Origin of the sequence: Rhodanobacter sp. OR87, from assembly GCF_000473345.1 — a bacterium.
Classification (GTDB): Bacteria; Pseudomonadota; Gammaproteobacteria; order Xanthomonadales; family Rhodanobacteraceae; genus Rhodanobacter; species Rhodanobacter denitrificans.
This window is the reverse complement of sequence record NZ_AXBJ01000004.1, coordinates 95305-118048: the sequence shown is the minus strand read 5'-3', so window position 1 is coordinate 118048 and position 22744 is coordinate 95305. Positions and strand designations below refer to the sequence as shown.

Sequence of the window (22744 nt, the reverse complement as noted above, 5' to 3'; positions counted from 1 at the left end):
GCATGACGCTGGGCAAAGCCGGTGCGCGAGGCATCCCGCTGACCATCATCGATTCGGCCAAGCCGGTGACGCAGGAGGCGCACGAGCATCGGCACGACAGCAAGGGCGAGGGCCCGCGCACACTGGGCCAGCCGGCGCCGTGCTACCTGTTCGTGGCCGAGCAGGCAATCAGTGAAGCCGAGATCGCGCAGGAGATGCAGCACCATCGTGCACCGACCCCGGCGCACTCCCGCGCCGCTGCAGCCCGCGCGCTGGTGGTGCGCGAGCTGTTGCGCCGCGAAGTGCAGCGGCTCGGCCTGGCCGACCAGATGCCGGCCGGCAGCCAGGAAACCGCGGAGGAGGCCGGCATCCGCGTGCTGCTGGAACGCGAAATCGAGGATCGCGTGCCTGCGGAAGAGGATTGCCGGCGCTACTACGAGCAGAACCGCCAGCTGTTCCGCGCGCCCGATTTGATCCGCGTGCGGCACATCCTGCTGGGTGCGGCGGCCGACGACGTCACTGGCCGCATTCGTGCCCGTACCGAGGCCGAGCGCCTGATTGCCGAGCTGAAGATCAACCCCGTGCTGTTTGCCGATTTCGCGATGCGCCATTCCGACTGCCCGTCGAAGACGCAGGGCGGCGAACTCGGCTGGTTGCAGCGGGGCCAGGCCACGCCCGAATTCGATCGCCAGGTGTTCCGCCTGCGCGAGGGTCTGGCGGCGTTCCCGGTCGAGTCGCGCTGGGGCTACCACGTGGTCAGCGTCGATGGCATCCGGCCCGGCGCCGAGCAGGCGTTCGACGCGGTCCGGGAGCGGATTTCCGACTATCTGGAATTGCAGGTGCGTCAACGCGAGCTGCAGCGCTACCTGCTCGGCTTGCAGGAGCGTTACCCGGTGCGCGGCCTGGATGCGATCGAGGCACTGGCCAGCGCCTGATGCGCCGGTCGCACGTTTCCGCGACGACGACAGCCGGCCTTCCCGTGGACCGGCCCTCAACGCCTCACATCTACCGGATGCACCAGCATGCATGAGCCGAACATCGTGTCCCGTGGCGAGCAGCAGCGCGCCATGTGGCTCAGCACCTTCGCCTTCACCGTGTGTTTCGCGGTGTGGACGATATTTTCCATCATCGGCATCCAGATCAAGCAGCAACTCGGCCTCAATGAAACCCAGTTCGGCCTGCTGATCGCCACGCCGATCCTCACCGGATCGCTGATCCGCCTGCTGCTCGGCATCTGGGCCGACCAGTACGGCGGTCGCCGCGTGTTCGCCGCGGTGATGCTGTGCGCGGCCATGGCCACCTGGATGCTGGGCTACGCGCACACCTATCCACAGTTTCTGGTCGCCGCGCTATTCGTCGGCATTGCCGGCGGCGCGTTCTCGGTCGGGGTGGCCTACGTGTCGAAGTGGTTCCCGACGAACCGGCAGGGCACGGCGCTGGGTATCTTCGGTGCGGGCAACGTCGGCGCCGCGGTCACCAAGCTGCTGGCACCGATGGTGATGGTTGCCTCGGGCTGGATCCTGGTCAGCAAGATCTGGGCGATCGCTCTGGCGCTGACCGCCGCGCTGTTCTACCTGTTCAGTCAGGAGGACCCTTCGCTGGCGCAGCGGCGCAAGTCCGGCACCAAGCCAATGTCGTTCCGCGAACAGATGATGCCGCTTCGCAACCTGCAGGTGTGGCGTTTTTCGCTCTACTATTTCTTCGTCTTCGGCGGCTTCGTGGCGCTGGCCTTATGGCTGCCGCACTTCCTCACCGGGGTCTACAAGCTGGACGTGAGGACCGCCGGCATTCTTGGTGCCTGCTATTCGATTCCGGCCAGCCTGTTCCGCATCGTTGGCGGGGTGCTGTCCGATCGCATCGGTGCGCGCAAGGTGATGTACTGGACCTTCGGCGTCTCCGCCATCTGCACCTTCCTGCTCGCCTATCCGGACACCCACTATGTCGTGAAGGGCATCACGGGCGACATCAGCCTGCACCTGGCGATCGGCGTGGTGCCGTTCACGGTGCTGGTGTTCGTGCTGGGTTTCTTCATGTCATTGGGCAAGGCGGCGGTATACAAGCACATCCCGGTCTATTACCCCCGGCACGTCGGCTCGGTGGGCGGTGTGGTCGGCATGATCGGCGGACTGGGCGGTTTCATCCTGCCGATCGCGTTCGGTGTGTTGAACGACGTCGTGGGCGTGTGGACCAGCTGTTTCATGCTGCTGTTCGTCCTGGTGGCCGCTTCGCTGGCGTGGATGCACTTCGCGATTCGGCGCATGGAGCGCAGGCACTTCCCGCAGATTGGCGGCGAGACGGATCTGCCGGAGGTCATGGATGCCGTGGCTCTGTCGCGGGACCGATGAGCAACTGATGGCTGCGGAGCGCGCTTGCGCCGGAACCGTGGGTGGCGCCCATGCCGCGCGGGCGGATACCCGACCACGCCGTCACGTCGAAGGTGCATGCGGACGGAGTGCGCCGCACGGCAGGGTGTGCGCAACGCCGGCAAGCACGGCGGGCCGCGCCTGCCCGGCCCGCCGCTTGCGATCAAGGATTCTTCACGTATGCGTTCTTGCGCAGGTAGAACCACCAGTTGAGCAACAGGCACAGGGCATAGAACGCCGCGAAGCCGTACATCGCCATCTCGGGTGTCCCGAGTTTGATCTGCTCCCCGATGACGACCGGCGCGGCAAACGCGCCGTAGGCGGCGACGGCTGAGGTCCAGCCCAGCACCGGACCGGCCTGCTGACGGTCGAAGATCGCGCCGATGGTGCGGAAGGTCGAGCCGTTGCCGACACCGGTGGCGGCGAACAGCAGGACGAAGAGCGCGAGGAAGGTGAAGAAGTAATCCTCGGGCGTCGCCGAGTGGTAGGCCTTCATCATCACGTAGCCGGCCGCCACCGAGACGACGACCATCACCACGGAGACCCACTGGGTGACGATCGAGCCGCCGATCTTGTCCGAGATCCAGCCACCGATCGGGCGCGTCAACGCACCGACGAAGGGGCCGATCCATGCGTAGGCAAGCACCGGCAACCCGTTCGGATTCGGTTGCGTGTGGGTCATCACGCCGTTCGCGTCGGGCACGTGGATGACGTCGAAGATCACCTTCATCGACAGCGGCAGCGCCATCGAGAAGCCGATGAACGAGCCGAAGGTGACGATGTAGAGGATCGTCATCGCCCAGGTGTGCCTGTTGCGGAAAATCTCGAACTGCTTGGTCACGCCCTCCTTCATCGGGCCGAAGGCGGCGAGCTTCATCACCGTCAGCATCAGGATGATGTCAAGCGGGATCGCGACCCAGACGTTGAGCACCCCCAGGCCGGTCGGCGCCGGCAGGTACAGCCAGAGCATGAAAATCGACGGCACGAACGCGAGCGTGTACAGATAGGTGATCTTCGAGAACGCGACCAGCGGGTTGCCGGTGGCGGGCGAGATCGTCTTCAGGTTGTTCATGCCGAACCAGCACAGGATCGACAGCGGCACCAGCGACAGCGCCCAGGCGAAGCCGGAGTTCTGTATCCAGGTCGGCGTGCCGGCCGGGATCTTGCCGAAGATCCAGCCGCTTTCCTTGAGCAGGGTCTCGGGGTTGCCGCCGAGGGCGCCGAAGATGCTCACCGTCATCACGAGTGGAATGACGATCTGCATCGTCGTCACGCCGAAGTTGCCGAGTCCCGCATTGAGGCCGAGCGCCGTGCCCTGCAACCGCTTGGGGAAAAAGCCGCTGATGTTGGACATCGATGAGGCGAAGTTGCCGCCACCGACGCCGCACCACAACGCCATCAGCTGGAAGGCCCACAGTGGCCAGTCCTTGTGCTGCAGCACGATGCCGGTGCCGATGGCCGGCGCCAGCAGCATCGCCGTGGTCAGGAAGATCGTGTTGCGTCCGCCCGCGAGGCGGATCAGGAACGATGCCGGGATGCGCATCGTGGCGCCGGCAATGCCGGCGATCGCGGTCAGGGTGAAGAGCTCGGCTTGCGTGAACGGAAAGCCGAGATTGAGCATCTGCACCGTGATGATGCCCCACATGCCCCAGATCGCGAAGCCGCACAGCAGGGCGGGGACCGAGATCCACAGGTTGCGGTAGGCGATCCGCTTGCCGGTCGTCTCCCAGAACGCGGGATCCTCCGGGCGCCAGTCGTCGATGTCCGCGCCGCTTGAGTGCGTTGGTGGCGCAGCGCCAGGGCCTGATTTCGTGTTCATGGTGGTCCTCGGGTCGTCTCGTGGGAATCAGCCGGCGAGGCTGAGCGTGGGGGCTTCCTGCCTGTGTCTGACGTGGATCGTGGAGTCGGTGTGGTGCGTCATCGGGCAAACCGGACGAAGCGGTCACGTTGACGGCGCGCGCGAACCGTGCGCGAGGCGCCACAGGTTGTGCGCGACGCCAGCGAACGCGCCGAGCCATGCAACCAGTGCAATCGCGAAAAACAGCTTCGGCAGGAAGCCGAGGAAACCGAAGCCCATCGCCTTGGCCATTTCCAGCGTGCTGGTGGCGTACATGCCCAGCGGGAACACCGCGCCCCAGTACAGCGGGTCGTAGTGCAGCGGAAAGCGCCTGTAGACATGGCGCCACACGCCGAGCACCAGCAGCATCGGGATCCACCAGGTGCCGGTGGCCCAGTAGAACACCGTGAAACCCTTGATGAAGGGTTGCAGCGACAGCAGGTAGGGCGCATCCACCGCATTGATGCTGAGCAGCGAACCGGCCAGGGTGGAAATGGCCATCGCGCCCATGTTGATCCAGTACGGCGGCGACAGGTCGGCCGGCGAGAACTCGAAGAACGTGTAGCGGTAGAAGATCAGCGACATCATCCAGATGTACAGCATGCCGCCCCACAGCCACATCGACAGCGCGAAGAAGTTCAGCTCCAGCTTGTACGGCTGCGCCGCGTGCGCGGCGAGCAGGGCGCTCAGCACCGCGATCGACTGGGTCGCCACCACTGCCAGCAGCCAGCCGCCGCTGATGCCGCGGTCCAGCGTGGGCTTGCCTTCCTTGACGGTGAAGGCGGTGAACACCGTGTAGGTCAGCGCCAGCCACAGCACGATCGCCACGCCCCACAGCAGCAGGCCGCCGCGGACACTGCCGGCCAGCAGCAGGAACTGGCAGCCCAGGATGCTGGAGGCGGCCACCATGGTGAAGAAGCCCGGCCCGCTCAGGTGGTCGGTCAGGTCGCCGAGGAATCGTTGCGGATAGCGCGCCAGGCGCAAGGCGTAGAGCAGCCAGAGCAATGCATAGACGCCGGCGTTGATGGCGAACAGGCCCCAGGCCAGCCGCGGCAGGCCCAGCCGCCAGGCGCCGATGGAGACGATGCCGGTGGCCATGACCATGCCGAAGTAGGCCGGCGAGAGTCCTGCCAGGGCGGAAGGGGGGAAGCGCGATGCCTGCTGCATGTGGCGTTTCTCGATGGTCGCCGGCGTAGCCGGAATGGACGGCGGGAAATCACGGTCCCGCCTCCGTGGTCGGTGGCGGGATGGACGCGAATCACGGCACGGGGCGGCTCCCTCGACGGCAGGTGTGCGTCCGTGCCTGCGGACAGATTAGGGTGGTCGGGACGGGCGCAAGTTGATTGCAGTCAACCCGCCCGGCGAAGGCTGCCGGCATGGCCGGGCCGGGTCCGGTGCCGGGCCATGCCGCGGCGCGTTTCAGACCAGCAGCGCTACCGACTTGATCTGCGCCCACACGGCCAGGCCCTCGCGCAACTGCAGGCGCAGCGCCGACTGGTGCGAGACGCGCGCCAGCAAGGGGAGGCCACCGGCCAGCAGCTGCAACTGGAGCTGCCCGTTGGGCAGCGGCGACAGCGATTGCAGCACGGCCGGGACGATGTTCAGCACGCTGGTGTCGGCGTGCGCGCTCAGCGCGACGCTGACGTCGCGCGCCTGCACGCGCAGGCGCACGCGGGTGCCGGCGGGGTGCGCGGGACCGTGGGCGTGCAGCGTACCGGCGGGCGTGTCCAGCCGCAGCAGGCCGTGCCCGTCGTGGCCGAGCACGCTGGCCTCGATCACGCTGGCAGCGTCATCGCGCAGCGCCAACGGCAGGTCGGAGCGGTTCAGCACTTCCAGCGCCGGGCCGGCGATACGCACCCGGCCGGCTTCGAGCAGCACCAGGTGGTCGGCCAGGCGCGTGGCTTCTTCCACCGCATGGGTGACGTACAGCAGGGGGATGCGCGTCTCGCGCCGGATCGCTTCCAGGTACGGCAGGATCTCGGCGCGCCGCCCGGCGTCGAGCGCGCTCAGCGGCTCGTCCAGCAGCAGCCAGCGCGGCTGGCACACCAGTGCGCGGCCGAGCGCCACGCGCTGCCGCTCGCCGCCGGACAGCGTGGCCGGCGGCCGCGCCAGCAGCGACCCCAGCGCCAGCTTGTCGATCCACTCCTGCATGGCGCTGGTTGGCGCGCCGGCACGCCGCCAGCCGTAGCGCAGGTTGTCGTGCACCGACAGGTGCGGCAGCAGCGCCGCATGCTGGAACACTACGCCCGCCCGGCGCCGGTGCGGCGGCAGGCGGACGTGCGCGTCCTGCCAGGTCTCCCCGCCGATGCGCAGCACGCCGCGAGCCGCCGGCTCGAGGCCGGCAATTGCGCGCAGCAGGGTGCTCTTGCCGCTGCCGGAGGGGCCGAACACTACGGCGACGCCCTGCGCGGGCAGCGACAGCGCCACGTCCAGCGCGAAATTCGTGCGCCGCAGCTGCAGGCGCAGCTCGATGCCCGGGGCCGGCTCAGTCATGCGCGAGCGCCGTCCGCCGGCCCAGCCACTGCACCACCAGCAGCATGCCGAAGGAGAACGCCAGCAGCCCGGCCGCCAGCCGGTGGGCGTCGGCGTAGGCCATGGCCTCGACCTGGTCGTACAGCAATACCGACAGCACCCGCGTCTGGCCGTCGATGTTGCCGCCCACCATCAGCACCACGCCGAACTCGCCCACCGTGTGGGCGAAGCCGAACAGCGTGGCGGTGACCAGCGCCGGTTTCGACAGCGGCAGCACCACGCTGATGAAACGGTCGAATGGGGACGCGCGCAGCGTGGCGGCGGCCTCCAGCACGCTCGCCTCGATCGCGGCGAAGCCGGACTGCAGCGGATGCACCACGAACGGCAGCGAATACAGCACCGAGGCAAGGAGCAGCCCCTGGAAAGTGAACGCCAGCGTGCCCAGCCCCAGTGCCGTGGTGAGCTGGCCAAGCGGTCCGTCCGGCCCCATCCCCAGCAACAGGTAGAAGCCCAGCACGGTGGGCGGCAGCACCATCGGCAGGGCAACCAGCGCCCCGACCGGCATGCGCCAGCGCGAACGGCTGCGCGCCAACCACCAGGCCAGCGGCATGCCCAGCAGCAGCAGGATCAGCGTAGTCAGCCCGGCGAGCTTGAGGGTGACCAGGATGGCGGCCTGCAGCGTCGTCATGGCCGTCGTTGCGATGCCGGTGCCGGCTCAGTCATAACCGTGGGCCGCGATGGTGCGTCGGGCGGTATCGTCGCGCAGATATTCCAGGAAGCCAATCGCCGCCGGGTTGTCGCGGCCGTGGTCGAGCAGCACCGCACTCTGGACGATCGGCCGGTGCCAGTCGGCGGGAACCAGCCAGGCCGAACCGCCGACCTGGCGCTGCGCCTCCAGCACCAGCGAGCGCGGCAACAGCCCGGCCTCGGCATTGCCGCTCAACACGAACTGGGTGGCCTGGCCCACGTTTTCGCCGAGCACCAGCCGCGGCTGCAGCGTGTCCCAGCGGCCGACGTGCTGCAGCACCTGGCGTGCGGCGGCGCCGTAGGGTGCCAGCGCGGGGTTGGCGATCGCGAACTTGCGGAAGTCGTGCCGGCGCAGCACCTGCTCGCCGTCGGCGACCAGCGCGGCATCGCGGCTCCACAACACCAGCCGGCCGCGCGCGTAGTCGTACAGCGACGAGCGCACCGCCAGCCCTTCGTCGACCAGGCGCTGCGGCGTGCTGTCGTCCGCCGCCAGCAGCACGTCGAACGGCGCGCCATGGCGGATCTGCGCATACAGCTTGCCGGTCGAGGCCACGCTGATGTCGATGCGGTTGCCGCTGCGGCGTGTGTATTGTGCCGCCAGCAGGTGGGCCACCTCGCTGAAATTGGCGGCCACGGCGACCCGCGCCCGCGCCACCGGTGGCGTGCTCGCGCTGGCCCGGCCTGCTGGCCAGGCGGCCAGACTGGCGATGGCCAGCAGCACCGGCACGGCGCGACGAACCAGCATGTGGACGATTTTCAGCTGCAACGCTTGCCCCTCGGTGGGTTGTTCCGGCCTGCCGCGCCGATTCCCGGTGCGGACGTGGCCGCCAGCATGGGTGGGTTCGATTTATACACAACGGCGGACCGCGCAGGTGGATCCCGGGCAACTTGCCGCAGCCGCTGGCCGGGCGCGAAGGGCGTTCTTGCGGCGTGCCCAGGCCGCCGGGCGGCCGTTTGCCGCAGGCGCATGCCGCGCTGGCGCCGGGTTGACGTGGGTCAGTCGCGGCGAGGTCGCGGTGCGCTAGCCTTTTCCCATCCGCGGCCGCCGTGCCGCTTGCCGGAGTCTTCCGCATGAAATCGGTCAATGTTGTGATTGCGCTGGCGTGTGGCCTTGGCCTGGGCCTGGCGGCCCAGGCATCCCCCCAGCACGCCCATGAAAGCCACCCCGCGCACGCCGCCGCCACGACTGCCGCGCCGGCGCAGCGCTGGGCGCCGGACGCGCCGCTCAGCGAGGGCATGCGCCGGGCCCATGCGGCGGTGGACGAACTGCGCCACTACGAGATGGGCCACATGAGCGCGCCGATGGCGGTCGACCGCGCCACCGAGGTCGAGCAGGCGGTGAGCTACATGTTCGCCAACTGCAAGCTGGCACCCGAGCCCGATGCCGCGCTGCACGGCATCCTGGTGCCGCTGATGAGCGCGGCGCAGACGCTGAAGGCCGACCCGAAAAAGGTGTCGGCGGTGGCCGAGATGCGCGCGGCGATCGCGCACTATCCGCAGTATTTCAACGACCCCGGCTGGGACAAGCCGGCCCCGGCCATGCACGAGATGCACGACGAGCCCTGAGCGGATGCCGGCGCATGACTGACTGGATCCAGGCCTGGCAATGCATCGGCTGCGGCAAGATCGAAGCGCCGCAGCCGTGCATCGGCGTGTGCCGCGACCACAAGATCCTGATGGTCGGCAAGGAGGCGCACGAACGCGCGCTGGCGGAAATCACGGCGCTGCACGCGCAGCTTGCGCGGGCCCGCGCAATGCTGCAGCGCTTTGTTCTGGCCACACCGCATGAAGGCCAATGGGAACGCTCGTGGCTGGCCTTGCAGGCCGAGCTGCGCGAAGCGCTGGCGGTGCTGGCGACGTTGCCGGAAGCGTCCATGCACGAGTGAGGGCGGCGTTCGGAAACCGCGCAGGTCGTGCAAGCTCATGCGGGCGGCGCGGGGATGGCCAGGCCGTCGCCGTCCGCATCGGCCAGCAGTTGCCGGTGCACCCGTTCGAGTTCGGCCAGCAGCCGCGCACGCGCCTCGGCGGCGAACGGGTTCTCGCGCTGGATCGCGGCGAACAGGTGGCCGGCGTCGCCGCGCACCGCTGCCAGCATGTGTTGCATGCCCTGGAACGAAGGCGGCGCCAGCGGCAGGCCGTCGTTCACGCCGATGTCGAGCAGGCCCTTGGCGACGAAGAACGCCAGCGCATGGGTCATCGCCATGGCACGGTCGTGCGCTTCCGGGTTCTGCTCGATGACTTCGCAGCCGAGTCCGGCGAACAGCTCGCGGGCCCGCTCGGCGGCCTCTGGGTGATCCGCGGCTGGGCAGATCACCGTGCGCCGCGGACGCTCGTCGCGGGCCAGGCTGAGCGGGCCGAACAGCGGGTGCGTGCCGACGTGCGGAATGGCCGCGCCGAGCAGCTCGTCCATCGTCGCGCAGGGGTGCATCTTCACGCTGCCCACGTCGAGCACGGTCTGTCCGGCATGCAGCAGCGGGCGCAGCGCGATCAGCGACTCTCGTAGCTGCGGCACCGGCATCGCCAGCACGATCCATGCTGCGCCGTCGATCGCCGTCGGCATCGACGTGGCAGCCAGCGCAGCGGGGATCTGCGCGCGCGGATCCCATGCACGCACGCGATGCCCCGCCTGCTGCAGCAGCCCGGCGAAGGCCTGGCCGAAGCGGCCGTAGCCGAGCACGGCAACCGTCGCAGCGGGTGGCGCCGGTTCGCGCGGTCCGGCCGCGCTCATGCGGTGAGCGGCGGGCGGCCGCTGGCCAGGCTGGCGCGCAGCGCGGTCGTCCACAGCGCGAGGTCGATGCGGTGGGCGGCCAGCCACGACGGATCGAACAGCGTCTGCGCATAGCGCTCGCCGCGGTCGCACAGCAGGCTGACGATGCTGCCGCGCTCGCCGCGGGCACGCATCGAGGCGGCCAGCTGCAGGCAGGCGACCAGGTTGGTACCGGACGAGCCGCCGTAGCGGTGGCCGAACAGCTCCTCCAGCAGCCAGGCGCCGGCGATCGAGGCGGCGTCGGGCACTTCGCTTACCCGGTCGACCACCTCGAAGATGAAGCCCGGTTCCACCCGCGGCCGGCCGATGCCTTCGATCAGGGTTGGCTGGCTGGCCAGCGCCTGTGCGTCGCGGTTGCGCCAGCCGTGCACATAGGCGCTGCCGGCCGGCTCGGCCACGCACAGCTGCGTGTGCAGCCGGCGGTAGCGCAGGTAGCGGCCGATGGTGGCCGAGGTGCCGCCGGTGCCGGCGCCGCAGACGATCCACGCGGGTTCCGGTTCGGCCTCCAGCGCGAGCTGGCCGATGATCGACTCGGCGATGTTGTTGTTGCCGCGCCAGTCGGTGGCGCGTTCGGCCAGGCCGAACTGGTCCAGGTGGCAGGCGCCGCGCGCGGCGTGCTCGGCGGCGCGGGCGTGTACCTGGGCGGGGTCGTCGACCAGGTCGCACTCGCCGCCCAGCGCCCGCACGTCGTGGATCTTGCCCGGTGCGGTGCAGGCCGGCATCACCGCCGTGAAGGGCAGGCCGAGCAGGCGTGCGAACCACGCTTCGGAGATCGCCGTGCTGCCGGAGGAGGCGTCCACCACGCCCTGGCCTCCGCGCAGGCGGCCGTTGCACAGTGCGTACAGGAACAGCGAGCGGGCGAGGCGATGCTTCAGGCTGCCGCTGGGGTGCGCGGCCTCGTCCTTGAAGTAGAAGTCGATGCCGTGGAAGCCGGGGAAGTTCAGCTTCAGCAGGTGGGTGTCGGCCGAGCGTGCCGCTTCCTGCGCCAGTTTCGCCAGGGCGTCGTGCACCCAGCGGCGATCCGTCTCGTGTTGCAGGCTGACCAGGCGCAGGACGCTGTCCATGGGAGGCTCCGGGTTCATGTCTGGCTGGTGGCGCCGCCGCGCAGCATGCGCATGCGACGGCCGAGGAAGTCGAAATAGCGGTCGATGTAGCTGATGCCGTTTTCGTGATCGATCAGGTACGGGTTCATCAGCGTGTGGCGCAGGATCAGCAGCCGGTCCTCGTCCGGGCCGAGGCTGGCCGTATCCAGGCCCAGCGCAGCGAAGATGCGCGAGGTCTGCACCGGACCCAGCATGTCCGGGCGCAGGCTGGTCACCGAGCCGAAGAATTCCTTGGTCTGCAGCGGCTGGTGCGGGTCGCAGCGCAGGGTGTCGTGCAGCTCGCGCACGAAGGCGTTCGCTGCGGCCACCGAGGTGTTGCCGCAGGGGTTGAGCGCGAGGCAGACCAGGTTGCTGTCCGGCGCGAACGGCACCAGCGCGTGGACGTCGTCGGCCAGCTCCAGCGCGAAACGCTGCGCACGTGCGTGGAAGGTCTCCGCCGCGCGCACGGTGGCGCGCGGCAGGGCGCCGAAGTGGGCGTGGTCCAGCGGCAGCACCCGGTGCGTCACGTACACCGCGGCGGCGGCCGCGCCGGATTTCGAGCCTTCCGGGATGAACTGGCCCAGGCTGCGGTAGCGCGCCAGATATCCGGCCGGCGTGGCGGCGTGGAACACGTAGTCGGCGCGTTCGGCCAGCAGCGTCATCGCGCGGTGGTCGCGGCAGATGAAGGCGCCGCTGCCGTAGGGCAGGTAGCCGAGCTTGTGCGGGTCGACGGTGACCGAGTCGGTCTCGCCCAGCGCAGCGAACGCCGCATGCACTGCCGGCGTGGGGAACTGCACGTAGTCGGCGGCCACCTCCTCGCGCGTGCGCAGCGAGCCGTCTTCGTTGCGGAATAATGTGGCCAGGTAGCCGCCCCAGGCGGCGTCGACGTGCACGGCGAAATCCAGGCCGCGCCCGCGCGAGGCCTGCCGCGCGGCGAGCACGGCGTCGATCGGGTCGATGGTGCCGTACTCGGTGCCGCCGAGCACGGCCACGCACATCAGCACGGGTTGGCGCTCGCGCGCGCAGCGCTCCAGGGTATCGCGCAGCGCGGCCGGGTCCAGCCGCATGCCGTCGGTGGGCAGCAGCTCCAGCTGGTCGCGGCCCAGGCCGAGCAGCTTCAGCCCTTTGCTCCACGAGTAGTGCGCGGTGACCGGCGCCAGCACCAGCGGCACGCGCAGCTGCGGGTGCGCGGCGAAGAAGCCGGCCAGACCGAGTTGTTCGATGCGCTCGTTCTCGACCCGGTGCAGCCAGTGCGCGCGTTGCGCCGGTGTCTGCGCGGCCAGCCAGTGCTGCCAGGTCTCCAGCAACGCGATGCCGTCGGCCGTGGAAAGATTGAAGGCGCTCCAGTCGTCCGCCGGCAGCGCCAGCTCCGGCGCGCCGGCGGCGCGCAGCGCCACCGGGAACGCTTTCAGTGCCAATGCCAGGCGCAGCGCCTGGTAGTTGGCCAGGGTGCCGCCGGAGGTGAGGTGGCCGAACGCGCAGGCCTCCTGCGCCGGGTCGTGCGGATAGCCGAGCATGCGCGCCAGTTGCAGGCCCGCCTGCACTTCCAGGTCGACGGTGACCGGGGCGGCGTCCTCGCTGACGTTGTTGGGGTTGTACGGCAGCGTGAGCATCTGCGCGGCCAGTCCCGGCAGCAGCAGGTCGGAAGCCATATGGCCGATGTAGCGCGGGCTGTGGAACGGCACCGACTTCTTCAGCGCGGCGGAGAGCTGGTGCAGCTCGCGGCGCATGCGCGATTCGAAGGCGAGGTAGTCCGGGTGGTGCGCGGCGCCGGTGCCGATCGCCGGCGGGTCCTCCGGGTGGAAGTTGCGCCGCCAGTAGACGTGATCGCGCAGGAACTCCACCAGCAGCTTTTCCAGCAGCGTGTCGTTCTCGCCGTAGGGGCCGAGGAAGCAGGCGTCCAGCGTGTGGTCGCGCGGCTCGACGTGGTCGAACGGTTGTGCCGCGCTCATGCCAGCCATCCGTGCAGCCAGCTCAGCGGATGATGCATGCGGGCCACGCCCAGCATGTAGACGTAGGTGGCCAGTGCCGCCACGTAGAAGGCCCGCCGCGCGCGCGGCGTGCGTGTCCGTTTCAGGGCGAGCATGGCGAGCACCACATAGGCCACCAGCAGCACCAGCTTGGTGGTCAGCCAGCCGTTGGCGAACATCGCGCCGGGCAGGATGCTCACCAGCATCAATGCGGCGGTGAGCAGGGTGGTGTCGATGGCGTAGCTGAGCCAGCGCACCGGCTCCCACTGCGCGGCGCCGGCGTGGCCGGCCTGCACCAGCAGCCCGCGCAACGCGAACAGCGTGCCGCTGGCCAGCACGCAGGCGATGTGCACCCATTTGATCTGCGGATAGAACTCGAACATGCGGGTTCCGGGGTTCGGGATACGGTAAAAGCATCAGGGCATGCCGTGCGGCGCGCCCTGACGTACGTCATGTGCGCGAGGGATCACGCGCGCTCGGGAACGCCCTGCGGCAGGGGCGCGCTGGCGGTCCGGCGCTTCGGCCACAGCCACAGGGCGGCGACGAACACCGCGATCAGCAGGGCGCCGACGGCGAACAGGGTGTCGCCCGGCACGCGCATCCACACCAGCATGTGGATCAGCGGGCGATCCATGAACTCGGCCGAGCGGGCGAACCAGTAGCCGTGTTCCAGCACCGCCTTCAGCTGCAGGATGCCCAGCGGCAGCAGGGTCAGCGCGGCCATCAGCGACAGGCCGATGTTGAGGCACCAGAACGCGCCGCGCAGCCAGCCTTCGCGCCACTGCGCCTGCGGCTTGATGCCGCGCAGGCAGAACAGCATCAGGCCCAGGCCGAGCATGCCGTACACGCCGAACAGCGCGGTATGGCCGTGGCTGGCGGTGAGGTTCAGGCCTTGCATGTAGTACAGCGCGATCGGCGTGTTGACCAGGAAGCCGAGCAGGCCCGCGCCGACCAGATTCCAGAAGCTCACCGCCACGAAGAACAGGATCGGCCAGCGGTAGCGCGCCATCCACGGCGCGGCGTGCTGCTTCTTCCAGGTGTCGTGGGCTTCCAGCCCGATCAGCGCCAGCGGCACCACTTCCAGCGCCGAGAAGCTGGCGCCGAGCGCGATCACCGCCGTGGTGGTGCCGCTGAAGTACAGGTGGTGCAGCGTGCCGAGCACGCCACCGGCCATGAACACGATGGTGGCGAACAGCACGTTGGTGGTGGCGCTGCCCACGCGCAGCAGGCCCAGCTTGACGAACAGGTAGCTGATCACCGCGGTGGCGAACACCTCGAAGAAGCCTTCCACCCACAGGTGCACCACCCACCAGCGCCAGTACTCGACCATCGCGATGTGGGTGTGCTCGCCCCACATCAGGCCGGCGCCGTAGAGCAGGCCGATCGCCACGGTGGACAGGAACAAGAGGCCCACGATCGAGGCGCCTTCCCTGCCGCCGTGCATCGCCGGCCACAGCGCGCGGCCGACCAGGAACAGCCACAGCATCAGCCCGATGAACAGGAAGATCTGCCAGAAGCGGCCGAGGTCGGTGTATTCCCAGCCCTGGTGGCCGAACCAGAAGTTGTATTGCAGGCCCATCTTGTCCATCACCGCGAACCACTGGCCGGCGAACGAGCCGACCACGATCAGCAGCAGGCAGACCCACAGGAAGTTCACCCCGAGTCGCTGGAACTTCGGCTCGTGGCCGGAGATCAGCGGCGCGATGTACAGGCCGGTCGCCAGCCACGCGGTGGCGATCCACAGCACGGCCAGCTCGGTGTGCCAGGTGCGGGTGAGGCTGTACGGCAGGTAGTTGGCCAGCGCGAAGCCGTAGGCCTGCTGGCCTTCCACCTGGTAATGCGCGGTGGTGGCGCCCAGCAGGATCTGCGCCAGGAACAGCGCCAGCACGGTCCAGAAATACTTGCCGGTAGCCTTCATCGAAGGCGTCGCCTTCATTTCGGTCAACGGGTCGCGCGAGGGGATCGGCGGCAGGGGTTCATGGCTTGCCTGGCGCGCGTGATGCCAGCCGAGCAGGCCGATGCCGAAGATCATGAACAGGATGCTGAAGACCGACCACAGGAAACTGGTCGAGGTCGGCACGTTGCCGACCAGCGGTTCGTACGGCCAGTTCTGGGTGTAGCTCATCGCCTCGTTCGGTCGCTGCGTGGCGGCGGCCCAGCTGGTCCACCAGAAGAACGCGGTGACCGCGCGCCGATGCTCCATCTCGGCCACGGTGTTCTCGCGCATGGCATAGCCTACGCGCAGCTTGTGCGTGGCCGGGTCGTTGCCGAACAGGCTCATGTAATGCGCCGCGACGGCTTCCATCGCGTGCGCGCGCAGCGCCGAGACGGTGATGGTGTTGCTGGCCGCGTCGTAGGTGTTGGTGCGCAGTTCTTCCTGCACCCGCGCTTTCAGGGCCGCCTGTTGGGACGCATCGAGCGAGTCGTACGGGCCCAGCCCTGCGTCGCGCGAGAGCAGTTCCAGCATGGCGGTGGCTTCGCGATGCAGCCAGTCGGCGCTCCAGTCCGGCGCCAGCAGCGCGCCGTGGCCCCAGATGGATCCCAGTTGCTGGCCGCCGATGCTCTGCCACACCTGGCGGCCTTGCTCCATGTCGGCCTTGGTGTACAGCGTCTGGCCGTCGCTGGTGACGACCGCCGCGGGCAGCGGCGGCGCCTGCTGGTGGACCACGCTGCCGACCCACAGCAGCACGGCGAACGACGCTACCAGCAAGGCCGCCAGGCCAAGCCAGAGTTTTCGGGTGGTACTCATTGCGCATCTCCCAGAAAGGTGTGCGCATGCTCGGCGAGGCAGTGTCCGCTGATCTTGATGCAGGTCAGGCGGTCCGGCCGGCGCGCCGCGCGAATTGTCGCAGTGGCCCGCGGCCGGCGTGGCATGATCGGCACGACGCGCAGCGCTGACGGAATGCAGGCAGGCATGAACGAGCGACCCGGGAAGGAAGGATCTCGATTTCCGCTGCTGTTGCTGGCTGTTTTCCTGGTTGCCGCGGTGGCCCTGGGCATCGCGCCGCGCTATCGCCGGGACTGGCTGATGGAGAACGTGCTGGTGCTCCTGGTGCTGCCGGCGCTGGTGCTGGGGTTTCGCCGGCTGCGCTTTTCGAACGCCAGCTATGCGGCGCTGTTCGCGTTCCTGCTGCTGCACGAGATCGGCGCGCACTACACCTACTCGGAGGTGCCGTGGGACCAGTGGTTCGCCGCACTGTTCGGCTTCTCGCTGGATGCGGCACTGGGCCTGTCGCGCAACCACTTCGACCGTGCCATCCATTTCGCCTACGGCCTGCTGGTGACGCCGGCGGTGGTGGAGCTGGTGGCCGCGCGCACGTCCTCGCCCGGCGCCTGGCGCTGGATCGTGCCGGTCAGCCTGATGACTGCCGGCTCGACCCTGTACGAACTGTTCGAATGGGCCGCCGCCGTGGGGTTCGGCGGCGACCTCGGCGTGGCCTACCTCGGCACCCAGGGCGATCCGTGGGACGCGCAGCAGGATATGCTGCTCGCCCTGCTGGGCAGCCTTGCCGCGGTGGCGGTGCTGGCCGGTATGGCCCGGCGTCGCCGTCGCCGCGACGCCGTCACCACGCCCGCGCCGGATGGATCAGCGCACCGCTAGTGCTGCATCAGCACCGGGAGGGTGGCTTCCTCCAGCACGCGCCGGGTGGCGCCGCCGAACACGCGCTCGCGCATGCGCGAGCGGCCGTAGGCGCCCATCACCAGCAGGTCGGCGTCGATGTTGCCGACTTCCTTCAGCAGGATCTCGCCGGCCATCGTGGAGGAGGCACGGACGTAGCTGGGCTTGGCCATGATGCCATGGCGCAGCAGATAGACGAACGGGTCGAAGCGCGGATGTCCCTCGTCGCCGTCGCGCACGTCGCCGTCGACCAGGGTGACCTGCTTTGCCACCTTGAGGAACGGCAGCGCGGAGTGGATCGCGCGGATCGCCTCGAGGCTGCCGTTGCAGCCGATTACGATGCGCTCGAAGCGGAGCTCGCCGGCCCAGTGCGGGGGCAGCACCAGGCAGGGCATGCGGCAGTCCAGGATCGCTTCGCCCAGGATGTCGAGCAGGCCGGATGCCTGCACCATGTCGCGTTCGATCACCGCCAGGTCGTGTCGCGCACCGAGCCAGCGCAGGGTCGGAGTGATGCCGGAGCGGGCCACGATCCAGTCGGCGTTGCGCACGCCGGCGTGGCGCGCGAACGAGCCGAAGGCGGCGTGTTCGTCGGCGAGCTCGGCCCGCGGTTCGAGCAGCAGGCCGAGTACGGTGGGTTCGCTGCCGGCTTCGCCGGCAGTGAGTTTGCGCAGGGCGGGGTCGACGTAGCAGCCGGTCAGGTTGCCGTCCCAGCGTGCGGCGATGGCGACACCGGCAACGGCGGCGGGGCTCCACGGGTCGGTGTTGGTCACCAGCGCGAGGATGTCGCCCGGGCGCGTCACGCGCGGCATGGGGTCGGTGCTTGTCATGGCGGATGGCCCGGGTTCGGCGGTGCTCAGAGGTCGAGGGAGTGGATGACCTGGGTGGCGTCATCCGGATCGATCCGGCGCTGGAAACCCAGGAAACCGGCCAGTTCGCGCATCGGTTCGTTCTCGGTGGCGTCGATCGAGAACATCCGGCGGAATCCGTTCTTGCGCGCGATCTCGATCAGCCGCCGCATCAGCAGCACGCCCAGGCCGCGGTGGCGCCAGTCGTCGGCCACGGTCACCGCGCATTCGCACTGCTTGTCGTCGCCGCTGGCGCCGTAGCGGCTGACGCCGACCAGGCGCAGCTCGCCGTTGTCGTGGGCGAGCGCGACGAACGCCATGCGGTCGTGGTAATCCACGTTCATCAACTGGTCGAGCAGGGCCGTGCTGGCTTCCTTCAGGTTGCCGAGGAAGCGGAAGCGGCAGGCCTGTTCGGACAGGCGGTCGATGAACTCCGTTTCGCGCTGGCGGTCCTCCGCGCGCAGCGGGCGTACCAGCACCGGGCTGCCGTCGTTCAGGGTCTCGATCCAGTGGGTTCCCTCGATGGCGCCGAACGGCGCGGCGGGGGCGGGGGTGTGTTCGGTGTGGTGGATATTGGGCATGGGCTGTTCCCGCGGCAGATGAACCGTGAGCGATTCCGCTGCCGTGAGCGGCGGCGGCCACGGCATGGCGGCTTGCGAGACGAGTTCTACGCCGGCCGGCCGTGGCCCGAGTTGACCTCGGTCAATCCGTGCGGAACGCGAGCGCGGGCCGTGTGCCCATGCATGAACCGGCGTGCTGCGGCATCGGTCGGCAACGGCGCCGGCCAGCACGTGCGCGTTCGCGCGGCGGTTCGATGGCCGGTCTCTCAGCCGGCGTCGTGTCGTTTCGTCGCCGCCGTGTTGTTGCGGCAGAGGCCGGCGAGCAGGTCGGGGCGCAGTATACGCACGGCCTTGCGATTGACTTCGAGCACGCCCATTTCCTCCAGCCGCGAAAACAGCCGGCTGACCGTCTCGACCACCAGGCCGAGGTAGTTGGCGATGTCGTAGCGGGACATCGGCAGGGAGAGCGCGATGCCATCGCGCTGCAGGCGCTGGTAGCGGTCGGCCAGGCTCTTCAGGAAGATCGCCAGCTGCTCCTGGGCCTGCTGTCGGCCCATCATCACCAGGTGGCGGTGTTCCTCGATCACCTCGCGGCTGATCACCCGCATCAGCTGCCGGTGCAGTGCCGGCACCTCGCTGATGACCTGCTGCAGCCGTGCATAGGGCAGTTCGCAGATGCTGCTGCGTTCGAGCGCCTCGGCCTGACTGACATGCCGGTTCAGCGCCAATGCGTCGAAACCGATGATTTCGCCGGGCAGGTGGAAACCGAGCACCTGCACGTCGCCGGCCTCGTCCTGCACGAAGGTCTTGAGCGAGCCGGAACGCACCACGTAGAGCGCCGCGAACGGGTCGCCATCGCGGTACAGCACGCTGCCGCGATCCAGCATCCGCTTGTCGCGAACTGTGGTGTCCAGCCGATCCAGGTCGTCGTGGCCGATGCCGGCCGGCAGGCACAGCTCGCCCAGCGCGCAGGAGGAGCAACTGCGTCGCAGCTGGTTCAGGTCGAAAACGTTGGTTTCCGGAACCATCAACGTCCTCGCGAAGCTGGAGCGGAGGGGGCTGGTGAACCCGGTTGTGGCCGGGCAGGGCTGGACCTTAGCATGACGATGCGCAAATTCCGCGTGTATTTGACTGCGGTCAAATGGCGCGCCGTGACCCCGCCGTAGGCTGGCGGCCGGGTCGGCGTCTCCCGACTTTCACCTGCAGAGAACACCATGAACTGGAAGAACACCGAGGATCGTTACGGCGCGCTGTCGATCGGCATGCATTGGCTGACGCTGCTGTTGCTGGTCGCCGTGTATGCCTGCATCGAGCTGCGCGAGTTCTACCCACGCGGGAGCGACCTGCGCGAGGGCCTGAAGACTTGGCACTTCATGCTTGGCCTGGGGGTGTTCGCCCTGGTCTTCGTGCGGCTGGCAATCCGTCTCGGGTCGGGGCCGCGGCCGCCGATCCGGCCGGCGCCACCCGTGTGGCAGGAGCGCCTGGCCGCGCTGATGCACCTGGCGCTGTACGCCTTCCTGATCGCGATGCCTTTGCTCGGCTGGCTGGTGCTCAGCGCCGCAGGCAAGCCGGTGCCGTTCTTCGGCCTGCACTTGCCGGCGCTGGTGGGGGCGGACAAGGCGTTCGCCGACTTGCTGGAAGACATCCACGGGACCATCGGCACGGTGGGCTACTACCTGGTCGGCCTGCACGCAGCGGCCGCACTGGTGCATCACTACGTGAACCGCGACAACACCTTGCTGCGCATGTTGCCGCGGCGTGGCGGGCAGCGCCCGTAAGGCCGTCCGCCACGCCGGCGCCGGGCGCCGCCGCTGGCCAGGCAAAAACAAGGCCGCCGGGTTTCCCCGGCGGCCTTGTCTTGCTGCTTCCCGGCCCCGTTCCCCGGGGCCGGTTCGAACTCAGGCTTGCGCGGGCAACACCCGCAACAGTGAAGGCGCCGCCACCGCCTTCGCGCGCGCTTCCATCGAGGCGAGGAAACGCCACACGAACAGCAGGGTGACCAGCAGCAGCCCCGGGTAGCCGACGCCGGCCAGCAGGTAGGGCAGGGTCGGGTCGCCGGCCACGCGCACCCGCGGCAGGTTGAAGCTGAGCAGGCCGAGCGTGATGATCGTGCCGAAGATCCACATCATCATCAGCCAGATGCCTGCCTCGAAGCCGCTCAGCGGCCGGCTCCAGCGGGTGACGGGATGGGCCGCGGCAGACTCGCCGTGGGCATCCGCACCGGCCGGCACGGCCAGGCGGCGGCCCAGGGTGAGCAGGTCATAGACCAGCACGCCCGCACCTGTCGCGAAGACCACGCCGAACAGCGGCAGCATCAGCTTGAACACGCCCATCGAGCGGGCCACGTCACCGCCGAACCAGTCCAGCCCGAGGATGCGGTAGACGTAGATCTGCACCGTGCCGCCGATCGAGAAGGAGAACGCCATGCCGAGCACGCCGGTGAGCACCAGCCAGAAACTGAGCTTGCCCAGCCGCTGGTCGTAGTTCGGCACCTTGCGCAGGATCGGCACCGCGAAATAGGCCGCCGCGATGCCCAGCATGCCGAAGGTGCCGAACAGCGCCAGGTGAGCATGCCCCGGCGTCACCCAGGTGCCATGCGACCACACGTTGGTCAGCGCGAAGGTCATGGTGAAGCCGAGGATGCCGGCGCCGATCTGCTCCAGCACCACCGAGCCCAGGATGAAGTAGAACGCGGGCGCGTTTTCCAGCGGGCGCTTGTTGGTGTGCGCATCGAGGTAGATGTGCCAGAAGCAGAACACCAGCGGCAGCGGTTCCAGCGCGCTGAACAGCGAGCCCCAGAATTGCCAGAACGCCGGCGTGCCGATCCAGAAATAGTGGTGCGCGTTGCCGATCAGCCCGGACAGCCACACCAGCGCCACGCCCCAGAACACCGCAAAGCCCACCGACTTGACGTCGACCTTGAACATCAGCACCAGCAGGAAGCCGACCAGGGTGATGTGGATGACTTCCCACACGCCCTCCACCCAGTAGTGCACCACGAACCAGCGGAAGTATTCCTGCAGATCCAGCCGCGCCACGTAGAACAGGCCGAACACCCAGACCGCCATCAGCGCACTGACGCCGAGGCCGAGGCCCCAGTGGATCTCGTTCCACTGGCGCACCGGCGGGAACGTGCGCAGCACCACGTAGGCGAGGATCGCGAAGCCGATCAGCACCAGCACGCCGGCGATGCGCCCTGCCTCCAGGTACTCAAGCCCCTGCTGCAGCCATGGCTGCCCGTGCCACCACCCGGCAATGCCGAACTGGGCCAGCCGCAGGGTGAAGAAGTTCCACACGGCGATCACGATCAACGCATAGAACAGCAGCTTGACCAGCCACGGCGAGACCATCTCGCGTTTGGCCAGCAGCGGGCCGACGAACAGGATCGCGCCGATGAAGCCGCACAGGATCCACAGGATGCCGAGGTTGAGGTGCTCGGCGCGCGCGACGTTGAAGTTCATCACCCCCGCCAGCACGGTCGGGTCGGTCTGTTGCACCGACAGCAGCAGGCCGTAACCGACCTGCAGCATGAACAGCACCAGCATCAGCATGAAGAAACGCATGCTCAGCCGTTGAGTCTGGAATTCGATCTGCATCACTGCTTCTCCAGGGAGTGGAGGTAGGCCACGATGGCGTTGACTTCATCGTCCTTGAGCAAGGTGCCATAGGGAGGCATCACGCCGGTCGGGTAGCCCGCCACGATCTTTGCATTGGGCTGGCGGATCGACTCGCGCAGGTAGGCGTCGTCGGCAGTGACCGTGCTGCCGTCGGCGAGGCTGACCTTCGAGTTGTACAGGCCGCCCCAGCCCGGGCCGACCAGCCGCTTCTCGTCGGTGGCATGACAGGCCAGGCAGCCGGTGTCCTTGACCAGTTGCGCGCCGTGGGCCACGGGATCCGGCGCGGCCGCGGCGGGCGCCGGCGATGCCGCTGCAGCGTTCGCCTGGGCGACGGGCGCGATGCCGTGCGCAAGCTGCACGCGATGGTCGAACCCTTCCACTTCCACCTTCGGCGGCCAGCCTTCGGTGTTCATTGCCGAGGTGTACTTCAGGTAGGCGATCAGCTGGCCGATTTCGTCCTTGCTGAACGGCAGGTTGGGCATCATCGTGGTGCCGCCGCCGCGCCGCTCGATGCGCTGCGCTGCGCCGGGGAATTTCTTGAGGTAAGCCTCGATCGAATCGGTGCCGGTGTCGGCTTGCTGGTTCGGATCGAGCAACTGCGCACGCACCGCCGCGGTCGTCGGCCAGCCTCCGGCCGAGGGCAGGAAGGCGGCCAGCCAGGCCGGACCGACGCGCTTGTATTCTTCGGTGAGATCCGGCCCCAGGTAGGCGCCGTTGCCGACCATGGTGTGGCAACCCATGCAGTTGTACGCCTGGAACACACGCTTGCCGTCGACCGCCTGATAGGGGCCGAAGGAAACCGTGTCCGGGGTTACCTGATGGCGCGACTTCAGGAAGGAGAAGATCGACAGCGCGACGAAGATCAGGGCCAGGATGGCCAATACCA

21 protein-coding genes are annotated in these 22744 nt (G+C 68.6%); 6 read left to right on the top strand and 15 right to left on the bottom strand.

Annotated features, from left to right (window positions below):
• Nucleotides 1-2: 2 nt before the first annotated feature.
• Both RHOOR87_RS0105165 and RHOOR87_RS0105160 read left to right on the top strand, forming a co-directional pair.
• Complete coding sequence (locus RHOOR87_RS0105165; protein WP_007507559.1) at nt 3-914, top strand: peptidylprolyl isomerase; 912 nt, start codon at nt 3-5, stop codon at nt 912-914.
• A gap of 87 nt (nt 915-1001) precedes the next feature.
• On the top strand, nt 1002-2324 hold the full coding sequence (locus RHOOR87_RS0105160; protein WP_015448431.1) for a nitrate/nitrite transporter: 1323 nt from the start codon (nt 1002-1004) through the stop codon (nt 2322-2324).
• Between the two features lie 181 nt (nt 2325-2505).
• Here RHOOR87_RS0105160 and RHOOR87_RS0105155 read toward each other — a convergent pair whose 3' ends face one another.
• From RHOOR87_RS0105155 to modA, 5 genes are all read right to left on the bottom strand, one after another.
• Nucleotides 2506-4161 carry an MFS transporter gene (locus RHOOR87_RS0105155; protein ID WP_027484432.1) on the bottom strand — a complete coding sequence of 552 codons (1656 nt, stop codon included), beginning with the start codon at nt 4159-4161 and terminating at the stop codon, nt 2506-2508.
• A gap of 123 nt (nt 4162-4284) precedes the next feature.
• Nucleotides 4285-5346, bottom strand: coding sequence for a tellurite resistance/C4-dicarboxylate transporter family protein (locus tag RHOOR87_RS0105150; RefSeq protein WP_015448429.1), 1062 nt, complete (start codon nt 5344-5346; stop codon nt 4285-4287).
• A gap of 252 nt (nt 5347-5598) precedes the next feature.
• Nucleotides 5599-6672, bottom strand: coding sequence for a molybdenum ABC transporter ATP-binding protein (modC, locus tag RHOOR87_RS0105145; protein ID WP_027484430.1), 1074 nt, complete (start codon nt 6670-6672; stop codon nt 5599-5601).
• Nucleotides 6665-7339: a molybdate ABC transporter permease subunit gene (modB, locus tag RHOOR87_RS0105140; RefSeq protein ID WP_007507564.1), complete on the bottom strand. Its 675-nt coding sequence runs from the start codon at nt 7337-7339 to the stop codon at nt 6665-6667. The genes modC and modB overlap by 8 nt, the downstream gene beginning before the upstream one ends.
• A 27-nt stretch (nt 7340-7366) precedes the next feature.
• Entirely contained in the window at nt 7367-8143 is a 777-nt protein-coding gene (gene modA / locus RHOOR87_RS0105135) for a molybdate ABC transporter substrate-binding protein (protein ID WP_231378400.1), read from the bottom strand.
• Between the two features lie 326 nt (nt 8144-8469).
• On the opposite strand from modA, the gene RHOOR87_RS0105130 reads away from it, so the two are divergent.
• A complete protein-coding gene (locus tag RHOOR87_RS0105130; protein ID WP_027484429.1) occupies nt 8470-8964 on the top strand; it encodes a hypothetical protein in 495 nt (164 codons plus the stop codon).
• 14 nt (nt 8965-8978) lie between these two features.
• Complete coding sequence (locus RHOOR87_RS0105125) at nt 8979-9284, top strand: hypothetical protein (protein WP_007507567.1); 306 nt, start codon at nt 8979-8981, stop codon at nt 9282-9284.
• A 35-nt stretch (nt 9285-9319) separates the two neighbouring features.
• Here RHOOR87_RS0105125 and RHOOR87_RS0105120 read toward each other — a convergent pair whose 3' ends face one another.
• From RHOOR87_RS0105120 to RHOOR87_RS0105100, 5 genes are all read right to left on the bottom strand, one after another.
• A complete protein-coding gene (locus RHOOR87_RS0105120) occupies nt 9320-10126 on the bottom strand; it encodes a prephenate dehydrogenase/arogenate dehydrogenase family protein (protein ID WP_037115595.1) in 807 nt (268 codons plus the stop codon).
• Nucleotides 10123-11229 (bottom strand): PLP-dependent cysteine synthase family protein, encoded by a 1107-nt coding sequence (locus RHOOR87_RS0105115; protein ID WP_027484427.1) that lies wholly within the window; start codon nt 11227-11229, stop codon nt 10123-10125. Before RHOOR87_RS0105115 ends, RHOOR87_RS0105120 begins: the two co-directional genes overlap by 4 nt.
• Before the next feature lie 14 nt (nt 11230-11243).
• A complete protein-coding gene (locus tag RHOOR87_RS0105110) occupies nt 11244-13199 on the bottom strand; it encodes a pyridoxal-dependent decarboxylase (protein ID WP_027484426.1) in 1956 nt (651 codons plus the stop codon).
• Nucleotides 13196-13600, bottom strand: coding sequence for a SirB2 family protein (locus tag RHOOR87_RS0105105; RefSeq protein ID WP_027484425.1), 405 nt, complete (start codon nt 13598-13600; stop codon nt 13196-13198). The genes RHOOR87_RS0105110 and RHOOR87_RS0105105 overlap by 4 nt, the downstream gene beginning before the upstream one ends.
• Before the next feature lie 83 nt (nt 13601-13683).
• Nucleotides 13684-15966, bottom strand: a complete 2283-nt coding sequence (locus RHOOR87_RS0105100) for a nitric-oxide reductase large subunit (protein WP_027484424.1) — start codon at nt 15964-15966, stop codon at nt 13684-13686.
• Nucleotides 15967-16131: 165 nt separating this feature from the next.
• Between RHOOR87_RS0105100 and RHOOR87_RS0105095 the strand changes: the two genes are divergently transcribed.
• Nucleotides 16132-16818, top strand: coding sequence for a DUF2238 domain-containing protein (locus RHOOR87_RS0105095; RefSeq protein WP_027484423.1), 687 nt, complete (start codon nt 16132-16134; stop codon nt 16816-16818).
• Here RHOOR87_RS0105095 and RHOOR87_RS0105090 read toward each other — a convergent pair.
• The 3 genes from RHOOR87_RS0105090 to RHOOR87_RS0105080 form a co-directional block, all read right to left on the bottom strand.
• A complete protein-coding gene (locus tag RHOOR87_RS0105090; protein ID WP_027484422.1) occupies nt 16815-17663 on the bottom strand; it encodes a universal stress protein in 849 nt (282 codons plus the stop codon). The genes RHOOR87_RS0105095 and RHOOR87_RS0105090 overlap by 4 nt on opposite strands.
• 26 nt (nt 17664-17689) lie before the next feature.
• On the bottom strand, nt 17690-18262 hold the full coding sequence (locus RHOOR87_RS0105085; RefSeq protein WP_027484421.1) for a GNAT family N-acetyltransferase: 573 nt from the start codon (nt 18260-18262) through the stop codon (nt 17690-17692).
• A 245-nt stretch (nt 18263-18507) separates the two neighbouring features.
• A complete protein-coding gene (locus tag RHOOR87_RS0105080) occupies nt 18508-19269 on the bottom strand; it encodes a cyclic nucleotide-binding domain-containing protein (protein WP_027484420.1) in 762 nt (253 codons plus the stop codon).
• A gap of 186 nt (nt 19270-19455) precedes the next feature.
• Between RHOOR87_RS0105080 and RHOOR87_RS0105075 the strand changes: the two genes are divergently transcribed.
• Nucleotides 19456-20019, top strand: a complete 564-nt coding sequence (locus RHOOR87_RS0105075; RefSeq protein ID WP_027484419.1) for a cytochrome b — start codon at nt 19456-19458, stop codon at nt 20017-20019.
• A 120-nt stretch (nt 20020-20139) separates the two neighbouring features.
• Here the strand turns inward: RHOOR87_RS0105075 and RHOOR87_RS0105070 are convergent, their stop codons facing one another.
• On the bottom strand, nt 20140-21837 hold the full coding sequence (locus tag RHOOR87_RS0105070; protein ID WP_007507588.1) for a cbb3-type cytochrome c oxidase subunit I: 1698 nt from the start codon (nt 21835-21837) through the stop codon (nt 20140-20142).
• Entirely contained in the window at nt 21837-22739 is a 903-nt protein-coding gene (locus RHOOR87_RS0105065; protein WP_007507590.1) for a c-type cytochrome, read from the bottom strand. Before RHOOR87_RS0105065 ends, RHOOR87_RS0105070 begins: the two co-directional genes overlap by 1 nt.
• Nucleotides 22740-22744: the final 5 nt, after the last annotated feature.